We start from the raw sequence: 18,567 nt of genomic DNA, 5'->3' as shown, positions 1-18,567 counted from the left end.
CTGCCAGACTATGAGCCATTTTACCAATCGCTTTGTTTTGCATCACAAGGAATCAGGTTTTCTAAATAAAATTGCGCCTACGGCACATATTGTGGCTAAAACCGGTTTTCTGTTTTCCTTGTTACTGCTTGCTCCGACGATTGTTTCTTTAATCTATATGGATCATGTGTTTCCAGCCTTTGCTTTTACTGCCGGCATTTGCATGAGTGTATGTGTAGTAGCATGGTTATTAACCATGCGCTATAACCGTGAATTGCGACCGCGTGATGGTTATACACTGGTATTTATGCTGTGGATTGGCTTTGCGCTGATCGCCTGTCTGCCCTTTTATATTTATTTACCCGGACTAGGCTTTACTAACGCCTATTTTGAAGCTATTTCAGGGCTGACTACTACCGGTGCTACCATTATTACCAGTCTGGATTCACTTGCGCCATCATTGAATTTCTGGCGACACATGCTTAACTGGCTGGGTGGCATGGGTATTATTGTACTGGCTGTTGCGGTGATGCCAATGCTAGGAGTAGGAGGTACACAGCTATTTAAAGCAGAAATACCCGGTGTAAATAAAGACAGTAAGATGGCACCGCGTATTTCTGAAACGGCTAAACGTTTATGGGGTGTCTATGTTTTATTTACTATAGTCGCTTTACTGGCGTTGCGTCTGGCCGGAATGAGCTGGTTCGATGCGGTCTGTCATGCCATGTCCGCTTTTTCACTGGGCGGATTTTCTACCCACGACAACAGTATTTCCTATTTTCATTCCGTTCCGATTGAAATAATTCTTAGTATTGCTACCTTATTAGGCGCAATCAATTTCAGTAATCATTTTAATGCATTACAGAAAGGCTCATTACGTTATTACTGGCGTGATGAAGAGGTAAGAGTTTTATTATGTGTACTCTTATTCAGCATTGTCGGTATCAGCCTGTATCTGTGGTGGCATAGCTTTTATTCTTTTTCAGAAGCATTTCGCTACACCAGTTTCAATCTGATTTCAATCGGGCTGGCAAACGGTTACTCAAATACCGATTTTGCTAAATGGCCTTTAATTGCTTCATTATGGATGTTTTTTCTGTCCAATATACTGTCTAATGGCGGTTCAGCCGGTGGTGGTATTAAAACGGTACGAGCTATTGTATTATTTAAATTCAGTCTGAGAGAAATGCTGCTGATGCTGCATCCAAATGCTGTCAGTATGGTTAAAATAAACGGCAGCAACATTCCTGACCGGCGTGCACTGACAGTAATGGCATTTGTATTTGTATATGTGCTGACTATTATTTTATTCAGCTTTGCACTGATGATCAGCGGACTGGATTTTCTGTCTGCACTTACCGCTGCCATAAGTTGTATTACTAATGCCGGCCCCGGACTGGGTGCTGTAGGACCGGCCAATAATTTTGCTTTTCTTTCAGACATTCAAAAGTGGTTATGTATTATGATTATGCTACTTGGCCGTCTGGAAATTTTTACTGTTTTTATACTCTTTACGCCAGCTTACTGGAAAAAATAAATTACATTATGAGAAAAAGTGAAGGAAAAAAATTGATAAAACATTTAATGATGCTGAAATCAAAATTATTAGTTCAACGGCATCGTCTGATTTCTGGTACTGTGCTTTTAATAACAGCATGCAGCAATCAGCATGAAGTAGCTGTCCAGCCAATCAATACTAATACAGGTAATGCGGTTCTGCCGGGGACTCAGGCTAGCGAAACACCAGATAAAATTATTAGCAGCTTCCAGCAATATCAGATTGCCCTTAAGGCAGTTAAAGACGGAGATGATGTTTTACCTGCTCAATTCCTGGCCCGTCAGCCGGACAGTGCAATGAGTAACAGTATTCGTAATAACTGGTTACAGCAATTGGGAAAAAGGGGAAACTGGGCTGTTTTTCGTCAGCAATATGCTTTACTGAATAAAAATGCCCGTGATATGGAAACCCGTTGCTATGCGGTACAAGGTGGTATAGAAAGTGATTCCAGCCTGATCGCTAGTCTGAGTCAGGAAACGGGTAATCTGCCGACAGGATGTAATCGCCTGCTTGTACAAGCTGCTGCCAGCCAGCAAATTAATGCACAAAATGGCTGGCGGCGTGTACGTTATCTGCTTGCACTGAATCAAATTACAAATGCACGTAATCTGGCTCAGGCTTTGGGCAGTCCTTTACCTGATCCGTTGAATGCCAGCGCAGGAAACAGTCAGGGCGCACAGGAAGCTTTGTTATATCAGGTAACCAGTAAAGAAAACCGCAGTAAAGACAGTGCTGCAAACACATTAATGCAAATATCAGCCAGTCTGACTAAAGAACAAATCGGTTTTGGCTGGGGGCAATTGGGATTGGCTCAGGCTTATAGTTTGAATTCAGTAAATGCACTGACATATTTCGACCGTGCCGATCCGGCTCAGATGAATAATGAAATGTGGGAATGGTATGCCCGTTCTGCGCTGCGTTTACAACGCTGGCAGAAACTGAATAATATTATTCGCAGCATGCCGGAAGCTTTGCAGCAACAAGTTACATGGCAGTACTGGCTGGCACGCAGCTACCGTACTTTAGGGCAAAATAATCAGGCACGGGAAATATTCGAACAAACTGCCAAACGCGGACACAACTTTTACTCTCTGCTTGCAAAAGAAGCACTCGGAAACAAAGCAAGTGTTCAAAACACTGTTGCTAAAAGCAGCCAGCAAATTCAAAGCAAAATAGCAACCGATGGCAATATTGACCGCTCCCTGACTTTATTTAAAACTGCACAGGCTGAAAACAACTGGACAATGCGGCGTCAGGCTCAGCAGGAATGGCGCTATGCGACACGTAATTTCAATGATGACACCTTAATTGCTGCCGCAACATTAGCCGAAAACAATGGTTTTTATGAAATGAGTATCTATAGTGCAGACCGGGCTGATAACCAGCTTAATTATGAATTGCGCTATCCGGCACCATTTAAAGAACTGACTGTTCCGTTTGCTCAGCAAGTCGGCATAGATCCTGCCTGGGTGTATGGCTTAATCCGGCAGGAAAGCCGTTTTATGATAGGTGCACGATCCAGTGTTGGCGCGACCGGACTGATGCAGGTCATGCCGGCTACAGCCCGTGATATAGCCAAACGTCTGGGCATGGACAGCAGTGAGCTGTATACCATGAGCGGAAACATTCGAATGGGTACATGGTATATGAGTAGCGTACGTAAACAATTTGCCGATGAAGTACTGGCTACAGCCGGCTACAATGCCGGCCCCGGACGTGCTCGTCGCTGGCAGGCCAATACGCCTCTTGAAGGAGCAATTTATGCGGAAACGATACCTTTTGATGAAACGCGAACTTATGTTAAAAATGTAATGGCCAATACCACTTATTACGCCAATCTGTTTGGTGAACCCAGAACCACCCTGACAGAACGCATGGGTACCGTCCCCGCCCGCTAGTACAGCCAGTGAGCATCATTGCTCTGATTAACCTGTGTTTACCTTAAGCTACATATAAATACTGCATAATTTACATGCAGATTATTTAACCTTTCTGAAAGCACATTATGTTGTTAGACAGTAAACGTTCCGCAGTATTAATGATTGATTTACAAACCCGCCTGTTGCCTGCTTTAAACAACACAGAAGAATTGCTGGCCAATAATATCTGGCTGGCCAGTCTGGCGCATGATATGGCGATTCCTACCTTAATCAGCGAACATTGTGTCGATAAAATCGGTGCCACTCGTGAAGAAATCATCACTGCTGCACCACAAGCAAGAATCGTCCAGAAACAAAGTTTTTCTGTATATGCTGCCAGTGTGCTGAATGAAGACAGCCTGCAACAGGCTAACCAGATCATCATATCCGGCATTGAAGCTCATATCTGTGTGCTGCAGACAGCTCTGGATCTGCGCGCACATGGCTATGAGGTTTTTGTGGTTGCTGATGCCGTCAGCTCTCGCAAACCGGAAGACGTTAAATTAGGTCTGGCACGAATGCAGGCGGCCGGTTGTGAAATTGTCAGCCGTGAAATGATTGCATTTGAATGGCTGGGTAGTGCCAATAACCCGCTATTCAGAGACATTCATAAAAAATATATTCGCTAAATTTGCCAGAATACTTTTTAAGTTATTGTGCGGTTAATGCAAATCAGACAAATAGCTAAAAAGCTGAACCCGATTTAATACGGATTCAGCTTTATTTTTCAGCTGTGACTTTATACTTAATGTAGAAAATCAAACTATTTAACCTTCATTTTTGGATTCACTGCGAATAATCAGTAACGGCAGATTGGTTTCACGCATGACAGTTTCGGCAAAACTACCCATTAACAAATGCATCAGACCACTGCGTCCGTGAGTACCGAGAATAATCAGATCACTGCCATGCCCGTCAGCGTAATCAACAAGCATCTGAGCCATTTCTCTTGCCCCTTTATTGGCAATCAGCAAATGCCGGTGAACTTTATGTTCCGGTAAGGCTGCTTTTGCTTTTTCGATTGCTGCATCCAGTACAGTATTGCCTTCTGACAACGCAGCAGCTTCATAACTTTCATGCTGGAGAAACTCAGGAGCCAAAGCCATATATTCAGTCGGATTGGCAACATTCACAACAGTTAATTCTGCATCCTCACCCTTAGCCAGACCAATAGCATGATCTAAAGCATTTTCCGAAGTATGGCTGCCATCTACCGCTACCAGTAAATGTCTATACATGAAACCCTCCTATCTTTTTAGCAATTCGAATCACTTGGCAGATACAGTATAATACCACTACCTGTACAAAACAGCTTTACGGATTTAATTCACGTGTCGCAAATACTCACTTTTTCTGCAAATTTTCAACGTCGCTTCGGCGGCATTGCCAGATTGTACGGTGAAGATTGTCTTCAGCGTTTTGCCTCGGCTCATGTTTGTATAGTTGGAGTGGGCGGCGTCGGCTCATGGGCAGTAGAAGCTCTGGCACGAAGTGGTATTGGTTATCTAACCCTGATTGATCTGGATAATGTAGCCGAATCAAATATCAATCGCCAGCTTCCGGCCTTAATCAGCCTGATTGGCAAGCCCAAAGTCGAAGCTCTGGCCGAACGTATTGCTGATATTAATCCAGATTGTCAGATTAACTGCATTGAAGATTTTGTGGAAGCAGATAATATCGAACATATATTCAGCCGGCCGTTTGATTTCGTAATAGATGCTATTGATCAGGTACGCGTAAAAGCGGCTATGGCTGCATTTTTTACCTCCCGAAACCAGCCTTTTATTGTTTCCGGTGGAGCAGGCGGACAAAAAGATGCCGGTTTGATTCAATGCGCTGATTTAAGCAGAGTAACCCATGACCGCATGCTGGCAAATATGCGTTATACATTACGTAAACACTATGGTTTTAGCCGTCAGCCGGCAGATAAAATGCACATCCCCTGCATTTATTCCAGCGAGACTATAACTCTGCCTCAGTCCGGTATCTGCCTAACAGAACAAACTGCTCCGCAAGGTCTTTCCTGCGCCGGTTATGGTGCCTCTATGGTAGTAACAGCCAGCTTCGGTTTGCGCTGTGCTCAGGCTTGTCTGGAATATCTGTGCAAACACTGAACCATAACATGAGTAAAGAAAGTATAGCGGATAAAACCGTTGCTATGCTTTTCGGGCAGCCTGTTACCGAAATTCCACAGGATCTGTTTATTCCCCCGGATGCACTTCAAGTGGTATTACAAAGCTTTGAAGGTCCGCTGGATTTATTACTGTATCTGATTCGTAAGCAAAATATTGATGTACTGGATATTCCTATGCTTACTGTTACTGAGCAGTATCTATCCTATATTCATCAGATGCAACAGCATGAGCTGGATTTAACCGCTGAATATTTGCTAATGGCTGCGGTGCTGATTGAAATTAAAACCCGTTTACTTCTCCCTGCTCCGCCCGCCAGCGAAGAAGAAGTAGCCGATCCGCGTGCTGAATTGGTACGCCGTCTGCTTGCCTATGAGCAGATGAAGCTGGCTGCAGCCGGTCTGGATGCTTTACCCCGTGCCGGACGTGATTTCGGCTGGGCATGGTTACCAGTTGAACTGGTAGCCGTGATGCAACCACCGCATGTACAAGTAGCTGATTTATCCCAGGCATGGCTGGCGATTCTTGCCCGCTCTCAGCACAATCGTAGCCATAATGTGGTCAAAGAAACAGTATCAGTACGCGCTCAGATGACCGTTGTCCTGCGCTTCCTGCAAACCCGGCAGCACTGTTATTTCACAGAACTCTTTAAGCATAACGACAGTATGGCATTGGTTGTCACCACCTTCATAGCATTACTGGAACTGGCCAAAGAAGGGCTTGTATTTATTACCCAGCATAGTACCGGAGATCCGATCTCTATCCAGACTGCCGGTATCGAATCCGGCAACAATCAAGAATTGATTAATAAACCAGCATTCTAGTGACAATAACTGTAAAAAACCCTAATATAACAGTTAATATTCCAATCAGGATAATCTTATGCCTGCTAACCCTGTATTATTTCAAACTCTGTTTAATCATTACTTAAATATTCCGCATTGCCGCTGGTTAAAAATCTACGGTGACAGTAGTTATGATGAACCTGTTATTTCGGTAGACTGGCGCGACGAATTGCTGGAAAGTCCGAAAACCGGCAATATTCATGGCGGCGTTATTACTACTCTGGTAGATATGGCTTCCGCCTGTACATTAGCAGCATTGTTTCAACAGTTTGAAACAACTGCTACACTGGATATGCGCATAGATTATCTGATGCAGCCAGTGCCTGATCAGCCTATACATGTACGTGCACACTGTTACCGGCAGGAAGGTTCAATTGCCTTTATCCGCAGCCATTGCTTTCAAAATGATGAAACCCGGCCATTTGCACTGGGAATGTCTACTTTTATTCATAACCCATTAACCCAAGCAGAACAGCAAGCATTACAGGCGTATCTGCAACAGGAGCAGGCAAAATGAACCCAACAATTTTTCAACCGGATGAACAGCTGACTATTCAAGCTCATCAGCGCATACCGTACTGTGCAGCAATCAATCTGCAAATTGGTACGGATAGTCTTAATAAACGTCTGTACAGTTTGCCTTTTGCCAGACAAAATATTGGTAACATTTTCCTGCCTGCACTGCATGGGGGTCTGATTGGCGGCTTTTTACAGAGTTGTATCAGCTTATATCTGATGGAACAGCAAAACCTGCAACAATCTGCCCAGATTATTGACTACTCAACGGATTATTTATTAAGCGGTAAGCCTGTAGACAGTTATGCACAATGTGAAATTATGCATGCCGGAAAGCGCATTTCACATGTTACTGCAACTATGTGGCAGGCTCAGTCAGATAAACCCATTGCTTTTGCACGAGCACATCTGCAAATGCCAGCAATTGCTAACTGATAAAAAGCTTTTCAAAAGTAAACAGTATTAAATCTCGGCTGAACATGAAATGAAGCTCAATCCCAGTTTAAGCAAATCCAAAGCAGATCAGAAACAATACTGATAGTAAATTATATTCAAGCAACGCAACTGTAATAATAAATCATGTTACAGTTATTCAAACGAACTGCACAGCAGCCGGGTAAAGATTACAACTATGCTGATAAAACCCATTTCTCAAATGGAAACAGAAGCGGAAAGTTTAGCCCCGAATAAATGAGGATTGTTAAATGAATGAGCTCAAATTTTGAAATGCGGATAAAAATTCTGTAACAATTCTGAAACAGAATTCAGTACATATATTTCCGCATAGTACATATTAATTACTTTTATGAATTGCTCCAGCAATATGACCATAGATACCAACCGTCCGCCCATTATTCAGTCTTTACTGGATACAGATTTATATAAATTCACTATGCTTCAGGTAGTATTGCATCAATTCCCTCAGGCAACCGGTGTCTATGAGTTTCGTTGCCGTAACAATCATGAAACAGCCTACCCGCTTGGTGAAATTTTAGAAGAACTTGACTGGGAGCTTGACCGACTATGCCAGATGAAATTCACTGAAGATGAATTGCAATATTTGCGCAGCCTGCGCTTTATTAAAAGTGATTTCGTCGATTATATGGAGCTGTTTCAACTAAAACGGCGTTTTATCAAAACATCTGTAGATGATAATCAATACCTGAATATCCGTATTGAAGGGCCGATTATTCAGGCAATGTTTTTCGAAATATTTGTGCTGTCTATTGTTAATGAATTGTACTTTCATCGGCTGGAATCTCCGGAAATACTGGCAGAGGGAGAGCGTCGTCTGCAAGCAAAGGCCGAACTGATTCATCACTATGCTAATGAACAGCACCATTACAACTCTCCTTTTGTTGTTTCCGATTTTGGTACCCGGAGGCGTTATCGTTATTCATGGCAAAAACATGTGATTAAAACCCTTCATGAGGCGGCTCCTGGCGTTTTCAGAGGAACCAGCAACGTACATATCGCCAAAGAACTCAATCTGATTCCGATTGGCACTATGGCTCATGAATTTTTGCAGGCTTTTCAGGCTTTAGATGTCCGATTACGTGATTTTCAGAAAGCGGCACTGGAAGCCTGGGTACATGAGTATCGTGGTGATTTGGGTATTGCCTTAACAGATGTAGTCGGCATGGATGCATTTTTGTGTGATTTCGATCTGTATTTTGCCAAATTATTTGATGGACTGCGCCACGATAGCGGTGATCCGTATATCTGGGGTGAAAAAGCCTATGCCCATTATCAGAAACTCAAAATAGATACCCGTACCAAAATGCTGACTTTCAGCGACAGTCTGGATTTACAACGCGCGTGGGACTTATATATTCATTTTAACAGCCGTTTCAAAACCAGCTTTGGTATCGGTACCAATTTTACCAATGATATGGGCTTAACCCCATTGAATATCGTATTAAAACTTGTTGAATGTAATGGCCAGTCTGTGGCCAAAATATCGGATTCGCCAGGTAAAACCATGACAGACAACAGCACTTTTCTGGCTTATTTACGTCAGGTTTTCAATATAACCGACAAAATTTCTGTTAAACCGGATTAAACTTATACATTTCGCGCAAAATCTGCTTTAAATAAGCTAAATTATTTAATCCAACAATTATCAGCAACTAAAATAAATAAAGATTACAAGCAGGAATATATAAATTACATGAATAAAAGCAACAATATCAGCACAGTAGCAATGCGTCTGGATAAATGGCTTTGGGCTGCAAGATTCTTTAAAACCCGCGCACTGGCACAAAAACACATTGAACTGGGACGGGTACAGGTCAACGGCGCCAAAGTCAAAAACAGTAAGAATATTCAGATTGGTGATACCATTGATTTAACTCTAAATTCTCTTCCTTACAAAATTCAGGTAAAACGATTAAATCATATGCGCCGCCCTGCTCCTGAAGCCCGTTTACTTTATAGCGAAGACAACAACAGCATCGCTAAGCGTGAAGAGATTAAGGCTTTAAATCAGGCAAGTCAGATAACTGCTGCATATCCGGACGGCAGACCCACCAAACGTGATCGCAGAGCACTTGATAAAATAAAAAAACACTGGCAGGAATAAATCCTTAACCTTAATAAGTAAGAATATTCAGATTCTAAAATACATTAAAATTTATAACGATTAAAAATAATTATATTTTAATCATTTAGCATATAATTATTCGGACTGAGATGGCTATTTTTAACAAAATTATTTTTCTTTAAGGCTTTAGATACCATTTCTTTATTTAGCGGTACATGCAACACAGGAACTTGCGATTTCAATTGTTTGAATAAGGGTAATTTATTTATAAAATAATGTACCTTAAAACTCATGTCTTTTTTCCCCTCTACCATCATAAGTTTTTTATCCTGTATATCTGCATACAGCACAATAACCGGTAATTTCAGATATCCTATACCATACTCCAATTCTTCTTTTACCCCTCTGGACTGAAAAGTATTTTCACTCAAAAACAAAATTATATTATCAGCTTTGTCCAGACGCTCTTTAATACGAGGTTTTAACACACTGTCCCAGTCGCTACCGTCACGGACATCATATTTTTTATGATGTATATCATTAAAAGGAAAAAGTTCATCCTTAAATTTCCATGTTCTTAACTGATTATAATAATAATAGTCCTTTTGAGCTAAAGCACCCGCAGATAACTCATTGAACGGTTCTTCAACATGAAAAATACTGTAATTATGCGCCATATTTCTTCCCTGATTTAGTTTTTTCTAATGAATAAAATAGCAATATTACAGATATTACAATAAAACAAAACAAAAACCTACAAAAATAATTATATAATACAAATAGATAGGACAAATAAATAGTACAAATAGATAAAAAAGCAATACACAATAATCCACTAAAAAACCCGTATCCTCACGGATACGGGCTATTTTTGGACAATATTTAAAACTTATTTAACTGAAGATGCTGCTTCATGAGTCACTTCAGATAAAGTAGGATGAGCGTGAACAATTCGGGTAATATCTTCGCTGGAAGCTTTGAAATCCATTGCCATAACGGCTTCGGCAATCAGTTCTGATGCAACAGGTCCAATAATATGCACACCCAGTACACGATCAGTATCTGCATCAGCCAGAATTTTCACAAATCCCTTAGCCTGACCCATACCCAGGGCGCGGCCGTTGGCAGCAAAGCTGGACTGACCTTTTTTGTATTTTACACCGGCAGCTTTTAGCTGTTCTTCGGTCTGGCCAACCCATGCAATTTCCGGATGAGTATACATAGCCGCAGGAATAGTGTTCATATCTACAAAAGGTTTCTGACCGGCAATTCGTTCAGCCACAGCAACGCCTTCAGCGGAAGCTTTATGCGCCAGCATCGGACCACGAACCACGTCACCAATTGCCCAGACGTTTGGCAAACTGGTGCGGCATTCATCATCAACAACAATAAAGCCACGTTCATCTTTTTGCAGACCAACAGCTTCAGCATTCAGACCGTTAGTATTGGGAACACGACCGATAGCAATAACCAGTTTATCAAAAGTTTCAGTTTTTTCTTCACCGTCAACTGTATATTTAACAGTGACATTGTTTTCACCTTTAACAATTTCTTTAACCATTACGCCAAGGTGAATATTAAGACCTTGTTCTTTAGTGAAAATTTTGAAAGCTTCCTTCGCTACCTGCTGATCAGCTGCAGCAAGGAAGGACGGCATTGCTTCCAGAATAGTCACCTCAGAACCGAGACGATTCCAAACTGAACCCATTTCAAGCCCGATAACACCGGAACCAATCATGCCCAGTTTAGCCGGTACCGCTTCAAGATTCAGTGCACCTTCATTATCCAGTACATTAACATTGTCAATTTCAGTTAAAGGCAGCGGGCGAGGTAAAGATCCTGTCGCCACAATTACATGTTTGGCAGTTATCTGTTGCTTGTTACCATTAGTATCAACTTCAATCTGCCATAAACCATCAGCCTGCCCTTGCAGAGAACCCCGGCCAAAAATACTTTCTACTTTATCTTTTTTAAACAGAAAACCAATACCATTAGTCAGTTTACTTACAATGGCATCTTTACGTTCAATCATTTTTCTGGCATCAAAGCCTTTAACCTGAACATCAATACCATGTTCGGCAAATTCAGTTTGCGCTGCATGGTAATTTTCACTGGTCTGTAATAAAGCTTTAGAAGGAATACAGCCAACATTCAGACAGGTACCGCCCAATGCCGGTGCATCACCCTGTTTATTCAAGCCGGCATCAATACAAGCAGTTTTAAAACCCAGTTCAGCAGCACGAATAGCAGCGACATAGCCGCCAGGACCTGCACCAATTACCACAACGTCAAATTGAGACATTAAAATTCCTTTCAATCATAAATATATCTGACTGATAAAATAAACCGTAATGCGGCACAAACGTCATTTGATAATGTGTGGCTGCCATCATTACGGTTGTTATTATTGCCTGCCAGATAAAAATACTAACTATAGCAGCCAGTTTATTTGCTTACAGTTCAAGCAGCAGACGGGCAGGATCTTCAAGAGCATCCTTAATTGCTACCAGAGTCAGTACGGCTTCACGGCCATCAATCAAACGGTGGTCGTAAGAAAGAGCCAGATACATCATCGGACGTACAACAACCTGACCATTTTCTACTACAGCACGTTCTTTAGTAGCATGCATGCCTAAAATAGCAGATTGAGGCGGATTAATAATCGGTGTAGACATCATAGAACCGAAAGTCCCGCCATTAGTAATACTGAAGGTACCACCAGTCAGGTCTTCAAGTGCCAGCTTGCCGTCTTTGGCTTTAACTGCATAATCATGAATAGCCTGTTCGATATCGGCAATACTCATCTGATCTGCATCACGCAGAATCGGTACTACCAAACCGCGCGGGCTGCCAATCGCGATACCAATATCAAAATAACCATGATATACAACATCAGTACCATCAATAGAAGCATTAACAACCGGATATTTTTTCAATGCGGCAACAGCTGCTTTAACAAAGAAAGACATAAAGCCCAGTTTAACACCATACTCTTTCTGGAACTGTTCTTTATAACGGTTACGTAAATCCATAACCGGTTTCATGTTCACTTCATTAAATGTTGTCAGAATAGCATTTTCGTGCTGTGACTGTAATAAGCGCTCAGCAACACGAGAACGCAGACGTGACATAGGTACACGCTGTTCCACACGTTCGCCGGCTGTAGAAGGTGCAGAGGCTTTGCTGGTTGCCATAACCGGAGCAGTAGCCAAAGCTGAAGCAGCAGCGGTAACATCCTCTTTAAGTACACGTCCGTCACGGCCTGAACCCTGAATATTAGCAGTATTCACACCTTTTTCTGCAGCCAGTTTGGCAGCAGCAGGCATGGCAACACCAGCCTGAGACTGATTAGCCGGAGCGGCAGTCTGAGTTGCAGCAGCTGCCGGAGCAGTTTCAACAGCGGCCGCTGCCGGAGCTGCGGCTTCAGCAGTAGCTGAAGTATCAATTTTTGCCAGTAACTGACCGGCAGTTACGGTAGCACCATCTGCTTCAATGATTTCAACCAGTTTACCTGCCTGCTGAGCCGGTAATTCAAGTACCACTTTATCTGTTTCCAGGTCAATCAGGTTTTCGTCACGCTGTACGAAATCACCCACTTTTTTATTCCAGGTCATCAGGGTCGCTTCGGTCACACTTTCCGGAAGCATAGGAACGGTTACATCAATAATCATGGATTACTCCTAAAAAAGGGTATCGGCCACCACTACAGTGGCCAGTTATTCATAACAGATTCGGATTACTTTAAGTCCAACGCATCATCAACCAGCTGTTTAAGCTGGGCAACGTGTTTACTCATGTAACCCACTGCTGGTGAGGCACTAGCCGGACGGCCTGCAAAAATAACCTTTTGCTTGCTACCAGCAATCTTTTCAATGCGATGACGAATCTGGAACCAGGCACCCTGATTTCTCGGTTCTTCCTGAGCCCAAAGAATTTCAGTTGCATTAGGATAACGGCTCAGTTCAGCAGCTAGCTGTTCGTACGGGAACGGATATAACTGTTCTACGCGGATAATCGCAATGTCTTTACCCAGATCACGTTCAAGACGTGCTTTATTGATATCGTAGTAAACCTGTCCGGCACACAAAATCACACGCTTAACACTATTTTCATTACCTTCAACCTGATCGCCGATAACCGGGCGGAAAGTGTGGCCTTCAGTAAAGTCACTGAGCTGGCTCATGGATTCATTAAAGCGCAGCAGACGTTTAGACATGAAGATTACCAGTGGTTTACGGTATGGACGTAATACCTGTCGGCGCAACAGATGGAACATCTGAGAAGCCTCAGACGGCATTACAACCTGAATATTTTCTTCAGAGCATAATTGCAGCCAGCGTTCCAGACGACCAGAAGAGTGTTCCGGCCCCTGACCATCATAGCCATGCGGCAGAATCACCGTCAGACCGCATAAACGTCCCCATTTGGTTTCACCGGAAGTGACAAACTGGTCAATGGCAACCTGAGCACCATTGGCAAAATCGCCAAACTGCCCTTCCCAGATAACCAGCTGGTCTGGCGCACTGCAGGCAAATCCGTATTCATAAGCCAATACAGCTTCTTCATTCAGAATAGAATCAATTACTAAGAAAGAAGCCTGATTTTCGCTCAGATTACGCAATGGTACATAAGCACCGGCATCACTTTTTTCACGTTTCTGATCGTGCAGTACTGCATGACGGTGTGAGAAAGTACCACGACCGGAGTCCTCGCCGGAAATGCGTACACCATTACCATTAGTCACCAGACTGGCATAAGCCAAAGTTTCTGCCATACCCCAGTCTACCGGCTGCGTACCTTCTGCCATCGCCATACGACTGGCCAGCATTTTTTTCACCGTATTATGCGGAGTAAACCCTTCCGGCAATGCAGTAAATTTTTCAGCAAGACGTTTAATATCGGCAGCAGGAATACCGGTTTCAACCGGATGATTCCAGTGGGTACCCATATAAGGTGTCCAGTCTACTGCATACTTATGGTTATAATCAGTCAGAGTAGTCTGCTCAACATGCTCACCTTTATCCAGTGCATCACGGTAAGCCTGAATCAGCCCTTCAGCCTGTTCTTTGGTAATAACATTTTCACTCACCAGACGATCAGAATACAGAGAACGGGTGCCCGGATGCTGATGAATTTTGTTATACATCATTGGCTGAGTCAGCATCGGATCATCACCTTCGTTGTGACCCAATTTACGGAAGCAGACAATATCCACCACCACGTCTTTACCGAAAGACTTACGGTAATCCATTGCCAGACCCATTACATAGCTCACTGCTTCAGGATCATCACCGTTCACATGGAAAATCGGCGCATCTACCATTTTAGCCAGATCTGTGCAGTAAACCGTAGAACGGGTATCACGTAAATCAGAAGTCGTAAAACCAATCTGATTATTGATGACAATATGGATAGTACCGCCAGTAGTATAGCCGCGGGTTTGTGATAGATTGAAATTAGCCTGATTGACACCCAGACCAATAAATGCAGAATCACCATGAATCAATACCGGCAATACCGCATTACGACCAGATTCACCACGGCGTTTCTGCCGCGCACGTACTGCCCCTTCGACAACAGGGTTAACAATTTCCAGATGAGAAGGATTGAAAGCTAGTGAAACGTGTAAAGGACCGTTACCGGTAGCCAGATCAGAAGTGAAACCCATATGGTATTTCACATCACCACTTGGCAGAGTAGTTGTATATTTACCTTCAAATTCGCTGAATAAATCACGGGGTTCTTTACCCAGAATATTTACCAGCACATTCAGGCGGCCGCGATGGGCCATACCAATCATAACTTCTTCAACACCCTGACTACCACAGTGCTGAATCAGATAATCAAGGGCGACAATTGTACTTTCACCACCTTCAAGCGAAAAGCGTTTCTGACCGACATAACGGGTGTGCAAATAGCGTTCAAGCGTTTCAGCCGCAGTCAGCTGCTTCAGAATGCGACGTTTATGCTCAGGCGTATAACTGGAAACTGATAAATCTTTTTCCACTCGCTCCTGCACCCAGTTGCGTTCATCCGGCCGGGTAATGTGCATATACTCCACACCCACGGTGCCGCAATAAGTCTGATCCAGGCGGTTAATAATTTCAGATAAAGGCAGTTTAGGACTGCTTCCAAAATCGCTACCGGTATAAAATTTAGTAGACATATCTGCTGCAGTCAGCCCGTATTGTGCCGGGTCAAGTTCAGCCAGATATTCTTTAGGACGGCGTTTTAACGGATCCAGATTTGCATTACGCGCACCGAGAATACGATAAGCGTTCATCAGATTTAATACTGATACCTGCTTTTGCAATACATTTAAATCAACACTACCCTGAGTAGCAGCATGCTGTCTGGACAGATTAACAAAAGATTCCTGAATCGGTAATTGCGGTATATCCTTGGCAACATAGCCCGGTAATGCAGCTACTTTGTCAAAATAATCTTTCCAGTATTCGTCAACTGAATCACGATCCTTTAGGTAGCTCTCGTAAAGCTCCTCAATGTAAGGAGCATTGGCACCATATAAATAAGAAAGATTGGTTTGTTCTTCCATCATGGTAAAAATCCTTTTTACCTCAAACTAATAAAACAGGAATATCACTATCCCCTACCAATAAAGAATCGATTGCCGATTCCAGATTACCGCATATCAACATACCGATTCCAGATCACCACGCATAAGCATGGTGATGAAGCATCAGTATGCTTCAGGCAGCAATAAAGCTGCCTGAATACATAAATAACTAGCGTTTATCCACCGGGAGATAATCGCGCCGACCGGATCCTGTATACAGCTGACGCGGGCGACCGATTTTCTGATTCGGATCAGCTATCATTTCGTGCCAGTGTGATACCCAGCCTACTGTACGTGCCAGTGCAAACAGCACGGTAAACATAGTTACCGGAATACCTAAAGCACTCAGCACAATACCGGAGTAAAAATCCACGTTCGGATAAAGCTTGCGTTCAACAAAATAAGGATCTTCAAGCGCAATTTTTTCCAGAGCCATTGCCAGCTTGAATTTAGGGCTATCATGCAATCCCAGTTCTTTTAACACTTCATCACATGTCTGCTTCATGATTTTGGCACGCGGATCCATATTTTTGTACACGCGATGTCCAAAACCCATCAGACGATAACGCTTTTCTTTAACTCCCTGCATAAATTCTTCAACGCGGGACACATCACCAATTTCATCCAGCATTTTCAATACTGCTTCATTGGCACCACCATGCGCAGGTCCCCACAGGCAGGCAATACCGGCAGCAATACATGCAAACGGATTTGCCCCGGAAGAGCCGGCAATGCGTACTGTAGAAGTAGATGCATTCTGCTCATGATCCGCATGCAAAATGAAAATCCGGTCTAAAGCACGTTCCAGCACAGGATTAACAACATAATCCTCAGTTGGTTTAGCAAACATCATATGCAGGAAATTACCGGTATAAGTCAGATTGTTCCGCGGATAATTAAATGGCAATCCTTTTGAGTAGCGGTAACACATAGCTGCGAGAGTCGGAATCTTGGCAATCATACGGTATTCCGCAATTCGGCGGTGTTCAGGATTATTGATATCCAGACTGTCCTGATAGAATGCAGCCAGTGCACCTACCACCCCAACCATCATTGACATCGGATGAGCATCACGACGAAAACCCCTGAAAAACCAGGTTAATTGTTCATGCACCATATTATGGCGCAAAACACCCAGTTCAAATTTCTGTTTTTCGACTGCATCAGGTAATTCACCATATATGAGCAGATAGCATGTTTCCAGATAATCACTGTGTTCAGCCAGCTGCTCAATAGGATATCCCCGATAATATAACTGCCCCTTTTCACCATCAATGAAAGTGATTTTGGATTCGCAGGATGCGGTTGAAGTAAACCCGGGATCAAACATAAATGTCCCGGTTTCACCATACAGTTTACGAATGTCCACTACATCCGGACCCAAACTGCCAGACAAAACCGGCATCTCAAAAGGCTCTTGCCCCTCAATGCTCAGTATAGCTTTCTTAGTCATCTCCAACTCCTTAATTTTCAATTTTTCTATTTAAATAAACTAAACTTAAATACGTTAACAAAAGCCAGGTATTTACAGCTACTGAGCCTGCCTGATTTTAGCCAGAACAGACTCAAATTCAGAGTCAGTACAACCCTCAGACTGATTGATTAACGCCAGAATTTCCGGATCAGGCAAATCCATTAACGCCACAAACACAGCTAACTCTTCGTTAGATAACTGATCAAAAGCATGTGTCATAAACCGACCAAGAATAATATCCAGTTCCAGTAAACCGCGTCGGGTTAGCCAGCGTATGCGACGTTTGGCATTATCATCAAAATCCTGCATCAGATAGCTCTTCTCAACATTAAATCTTTAATCTTACCGATAGCACGTGTCGGATTCAGATGTTTAGGGCAAACATCCACACAGTTCATGATCGTATGACAACGGAACAGACGGTAAGGATCATTCAGATTGTCCAGACGTTCATTGGTGCGCGTATCACGAGTATCAGCAATAAAGCGGTAAGCATTCAGCAAACCTGAAGGACCAACAAATTTGTCAGGATTCCACCAGAAAGAGGGACATGAAGTAGAACAGCAGGCACACAGAATACATTCATATAAACCATCCAGCTCTTTACGCTCAGCCTGTGACTGCAGACGTTCACGTGTCGGAGCAGCTGTATCATTGATCACATAGGGTTTAATTGAATGATATTGATTGAAGAACTGAGTAAAATCGACAATCAGGTCACGGATAACCGGCAAAGCAGGTAACGGTTTTAACACTATCGGCTGTTTCAGACTGCGAATATCGGTCAGACATGCCAGACCATTTTTACCATTAATATTCATACCATCAGAACCGCAAATACCTTCGCGGCAGGAACGGCGGAATGACAAACTGTCATCCTGCGCTTTAAGTTTAATCAGCGCATCCAACAGCTTTACATCAGTCGGTTCAATTTCGAGTTCATAATCTTTCATGTACGGCTTATCATCCACATCGGGATTATAGCGGTACACCTGGAAGCGGATTTTTTCCATCTTGATAGTTCC

Annotated in this window: 17 protein-coding genes; 9 read left to right on the top strand and 8 right to left on the bottom strand. The window is 43.0% G+C overall.

The features are described 5' to 3' along the window. The first annotated feature begins 10 nt into the window (after positions 1-10). The 3 genes from H3T75_RS03665 to H3T75_RS03655 all read left to right on the top strand — a co-directional run bounded on the left by H3T75_RS03665 (position 11) and on the right by H3T75_RS03655 (position 4,085). Positions 11-1,516, top strand: coding sequence for a TrkH family potassium uptake protein (locus tag H3T75_RS03665; RefSeq protein WP_025330868.1), 1,506 nt, complete (start codon positions 11-13; stop codon positions 1,514-1,516). 50 nt (positions 1,517-1,566) lie between these two features. After that, positions 1,567-3,435 (top strand): lytic transglycosylase domain-containing protein, encoded by a 1,869-nt coding sequence (locus H3T75_RS03660; protein ID WP_198211267.1) that lies wholly within the window; start codon positions 1,567-1,569, stop codon positions 3,433-3,435. Between the two features lie 107 nt (positions 3,436-3,542). Further along, complete coding sequence (locus H3T75_RS03655; RefSeq protein ID WP_198211073.1) at positions 3,543-4,085, top strand: isochorismatase family protein; 543 nt, start codon at positions 3,543-3,545, stop codon at positions 4,083-4,085. A 138-nt stretch (positions 4,086-4,223) separates the two neighbouring features. On the opposite strand, the gene H3T75_RS03650 is transcribed toward H3T75_RS03655, so the two are convergent. Beyond that, positions 4,224-4,694 (bottom strand): universal stress protein, encoded by a 471-nt coding sequence (locus H3T75_RS03650; RefSeq protein ID WP_198211072.1) that lies wholly within the window; start codon positions 4,692-4,694, stop codon positions 4,224-4,226. A 102-nt stretch (positions 4,695-4,796) separates the two neighbouring features. On the opposite strand from H3T75_RS03650, the gene H3T75_RS03645 reads away from it, so the two are divergent. The 6 genes from H3T75_RS03645 to H3T75_RS03620 all read left to right on the top strand — a co-directional run bounded on the left by H3T75_RS03645 (position 4,797) and on the right by H3T75_RS03620 (position 9,530). After that, positions 4,797-5,570, top strand: coding sequence for a ThiF family adenylyltransferase (locus tag H3T75_RS03645; protein ID WP_198211266.1), 774 nt, complete (start codon positions 4,797-4,799; stop codon positions 5,568-5,570). An 8-nt stretch (positions 5,571-5,578) separates the two neighbouring features. Further along, positions 5,579-6,412 (top strand): ScpA family protein, encoded by an 834-nt coding sequence (locus H3T75_RS03640; RefSeq protein WP_198211265.1) that lies wholly within the window; start codon positions 5,579-5,581, stop codon positions 6,410-6,412. Between the two features lie 58 nt (positions 6,413-6,470). Then, on the top strand, positions 6,471-6,950 hold the full coding sequence (locus H3T75_RS03635; protein ID WP_198211071.1) for a PaaI family thioesterase: 480 nt from the start codon (positions 6,471-6,473) through the stop codon (positions 6,948-6,950). Continuing rightward, on the top strand, positions 6,947-7,384 hold the full coding sequence (locus tag H3T75_RS03630; RefSeq protein WP_198211070.1) for a PaaI family thioesterase: 438 nt from the start codon (positions 6,947-6,949) through the stop codon (positions 7,382-7,384). Before H3T75_RS03635 ends, H3T75_RS03630 begins: the two co-directional genes overlap by 4 nt. Before the next feature lie 388 nt (positions 7,385-7,772). Further along, the gene (gene pncB / locus H3T75_RS03625) at positions 7,773-9,011 is read left to right on the top strand and encodes a nicotinate phosphoribosyltransferase (RefSeq protein WP_025330876.1); all 1,239 of its coding nucleotides are present in this window, start codon (positions 7,773-7,775) and stop codon (positions 9,009-9,011) included. A 108-nt stretch (positions 9,012-9,119) separates the two neighbouring features. Continuing rightward, a complete protein-coding gene (locus tag H3T75_RS03620) occupies positions 9,120-9,530 on the top strand; it encodes an RNA-binding S4 domain-containing protein (protein WP_198211069.1) in 411 nt (136 codons plus the stop codon). Positions 9,531-9,607: 77 nt separating this feature from the next. On the opposite strand, the gene H3T75_RS03615 is transcribed toward H3T75_RS03620, so the two are convergent. The 7 genes from H3T75_RS03615 to H3T75_RS03585 form a co-directional block, all read right to left on the bottom strand. Next, positions 9,608-10,168 carry a toll/interleukin-1 receptor domain-containing protein gene (locus H3T75_RS03615; RefSeq protein WP_037395175.1) on the bottom strand — a complete coding sequence of 187 codons (561 nt, stop codon included), beginning with the start codon at positions 10,166-10,168 and terminating at the stop codon, positions 9,608-9,610. A 212-nt stretch (positions 10,169-10,380) separates the two neighbouring features. Beyond that, a complete protein-coding gene (gene lpdA, locus H3T75_RS03610) occupies positions 10,381-11,793 on the bottom strand; it encodes a dihydrolipoyl dehydrogenase (RefSeq protein WP_198211068.1) in 1,413 nt (470 codons plus the stop codon). Between the two features lie 151 nt (positions 11,794-11,944). After that, positions 11,945-13,162: a 2-oxoglutarate dehydrogenase complex dihydrolipoyllysine-residue succinyltransferase gene (gene odhB, locus H3T75_RS03605; protein ID WP_198211067.1), complete on the bottom strand. Its 1,218-nt coding sequence runs from the start codon at positions 13,160-13,162 to the stop codon at positions 11,945-11,947. Between the two features lie 65 nt (positions 13,163-13,227). Next, entirely contained in the window at positions 13,228-16,050 is a 2,823-nt protein-coding gene (locus H3T75_RS03600; RefSeq protein ID WP_037476466.1) for a 2-oxoglutarate dehydrogenase E1 component, read from the bottom strand. Between the two features lie 187 nt (positions 16,051-16,237). Further along, on the bottom strand, positions 16,238-17,521 hold the full coding sequence (gene gltA, locus H3T75_RS03595; RefSeq protein WP_198211066.1) for a citrate synthase: 1,284 nt from the start codon (positions 17,519-17,521) through the stop codon (positions 16,238-16,240). A gap of 78 nt (positions 17,522-17,599) precedes the next feature. After that, complete coding sequence (locus tag H3T75_RS03590; RefSeq protein WP_078475763.1) at positions 17,600-17,851, bottom strand: succinate dehydrogenase assembly factor 2; 252 nt, start codon at positions 17,849-17,851, stop codon at positions 17,600-17,602. After that, complete coding sequence (locus tag H3T75_RS03585) at positions 17,851-18,555, bottom strand: succinate dehydrogenase iron-sulfur subunit (protein ID WP_025330883.1); 705 nt, start codon at positions 18,553-18,555, stop codon at positions 17,851-17,853. Before H3T75_RS03585 ends, H3T75_RS03590 begins: the two co-directional genes overlap by 1 nt. Between the last annotated feature and the right edge of the window lie 12 nt (positions 18,556-18,567).

It is taken from the genome of Snodgrassella sp. W8135 (genome assembly GCF_016101225.1).
GTDB classification, from domain to species: domain Bacteria; phylum Pseudomonadota; class Gammaproteobacteria; order Burkholderiales; family Neisseriaceae; genus Snodgrassella; species Snodgrassella alvi.
This window is presented reverse-complemented; position numbering and strand designations above follow the sequence as displayed.

What these genes read in the sequence shown, in the direction of transcription:
- H3T75_RS03665 (WP_025330868.1), top strand. Translation starts at nt 11, where the DNA reads ATGAGCCATTTTACCAATCGCTTTGTTTTGCATCACAAGGAATCAGGT.
- H3T75_RS03660 (WP_198211267.1), top strand. Translation starts at nt 1,567, where the DNA reads ATGCTGAAATCAAAATTATTAGTTCAACGGCATCGTCTGATTTCTGGT.
- H3T75_RS03655 (WP_198211073.1), top strand. Translation starts at nt 3,543, where the DNA reads ATGTTGTTAGACAGTAAACGTTCCGCAGTATTAATGATTGATTTACAA.
- H3T75_RS03650 (WP_198211072.1), bottom strand. Translation starts at nt 4,694, where the DNA reads ATGTATAGACATTTACTGGTAGCGGTAGATGGCAGCCATACTTCGGAA.
- H3T75_RS03640 (WP_198211265.1), top strand. Translation starts at nt 5,579, where the DNA reads ATGAGTAAAGAAAGTATAGCGGATAAAACCGTTGCTATGCTTTTCGGG.
- H3T75_RS03635 (WP_198211071.1), top strand. Translation starts at nt 6,471, where the DNA reads ATGCCTGCTAACCCTGTATTATTTCAAACTCTGTTTAATCATTACTTA.
- H3T75_RS03630 (WP_198211070.1), top strand. Translation starts at nt 6,947, where the DNA reads ATGAACCCAACAATTTTTCAACCGGATGAACAGCTGACTATTCAAGCT.
- pncB (WP_025330876.1), top strand. Translation starts at nt 7,773, where the DNA reads ATGACCATAGATACCAACCGTCCGCCCATTATTCAGTCTTTACTGGAT.
- H3T75_RS03620 (WP_198211069.1), top strand. Translation starts at nt 9,120, where the DNA reads ATGAATAAAAGCAACAATATCAGCACAGTAGCAATGCGTCTGGATAAA.
- H3T75_RS03615 (WP_037395175.1), bottom strand. Translation starts at nt 10,168, where the DNA reads ATGGCGCATAATTACAGTATTTTTCATGTTGAAGAACCGTTCAATGAG.
- lpdA (WP_198211068.1), bottom strand. Translation starts at nt 11,793, where the DNA reads ATGTCTCAATTTGACGTTGTGGTAATTGGTGCAGGTCCTGGCGGCTAT.
- odhB (WP_198211067.1), bottom strand. Translation starts at nt 13,162, where the DNA reads ATGATTATTGATGTAACCGTTCCTATGCTTCCGGAAAGTGTGACCGAA.
- H3T75_RS03600 (WP_037476466.1), bottom strand. Translation starts at nt 16,050, where the DNA reads ATGATGGAAGAACAAACCAATCTTTCTTATTTATATGGTGCCAATGCT.
- gltA (WP_198211066.1), bottom strand. Translation starts at nt 17,521, where the DNA reads ATGACTAAGAAAGCTATACTGAGCATTGAGGGGCAAGAGCCTTTTGAG.
- H3T75_RS03590 (WP_078475763.1), bottom strand. Translation starts at nt 17,851, where the DNA reads ATGCAGGATTTTGATGATAATGCCAAACGTCGCATACGCTGGCTAACC.
- H3T75_RS03585 (WP_025330883.1), bottom strand. Translation starts at nt 18,555, where the DNA reads ATGGAAAAAATCCGCTTCCAGGTGTACCGCTATAATCCCGATGTGGAT.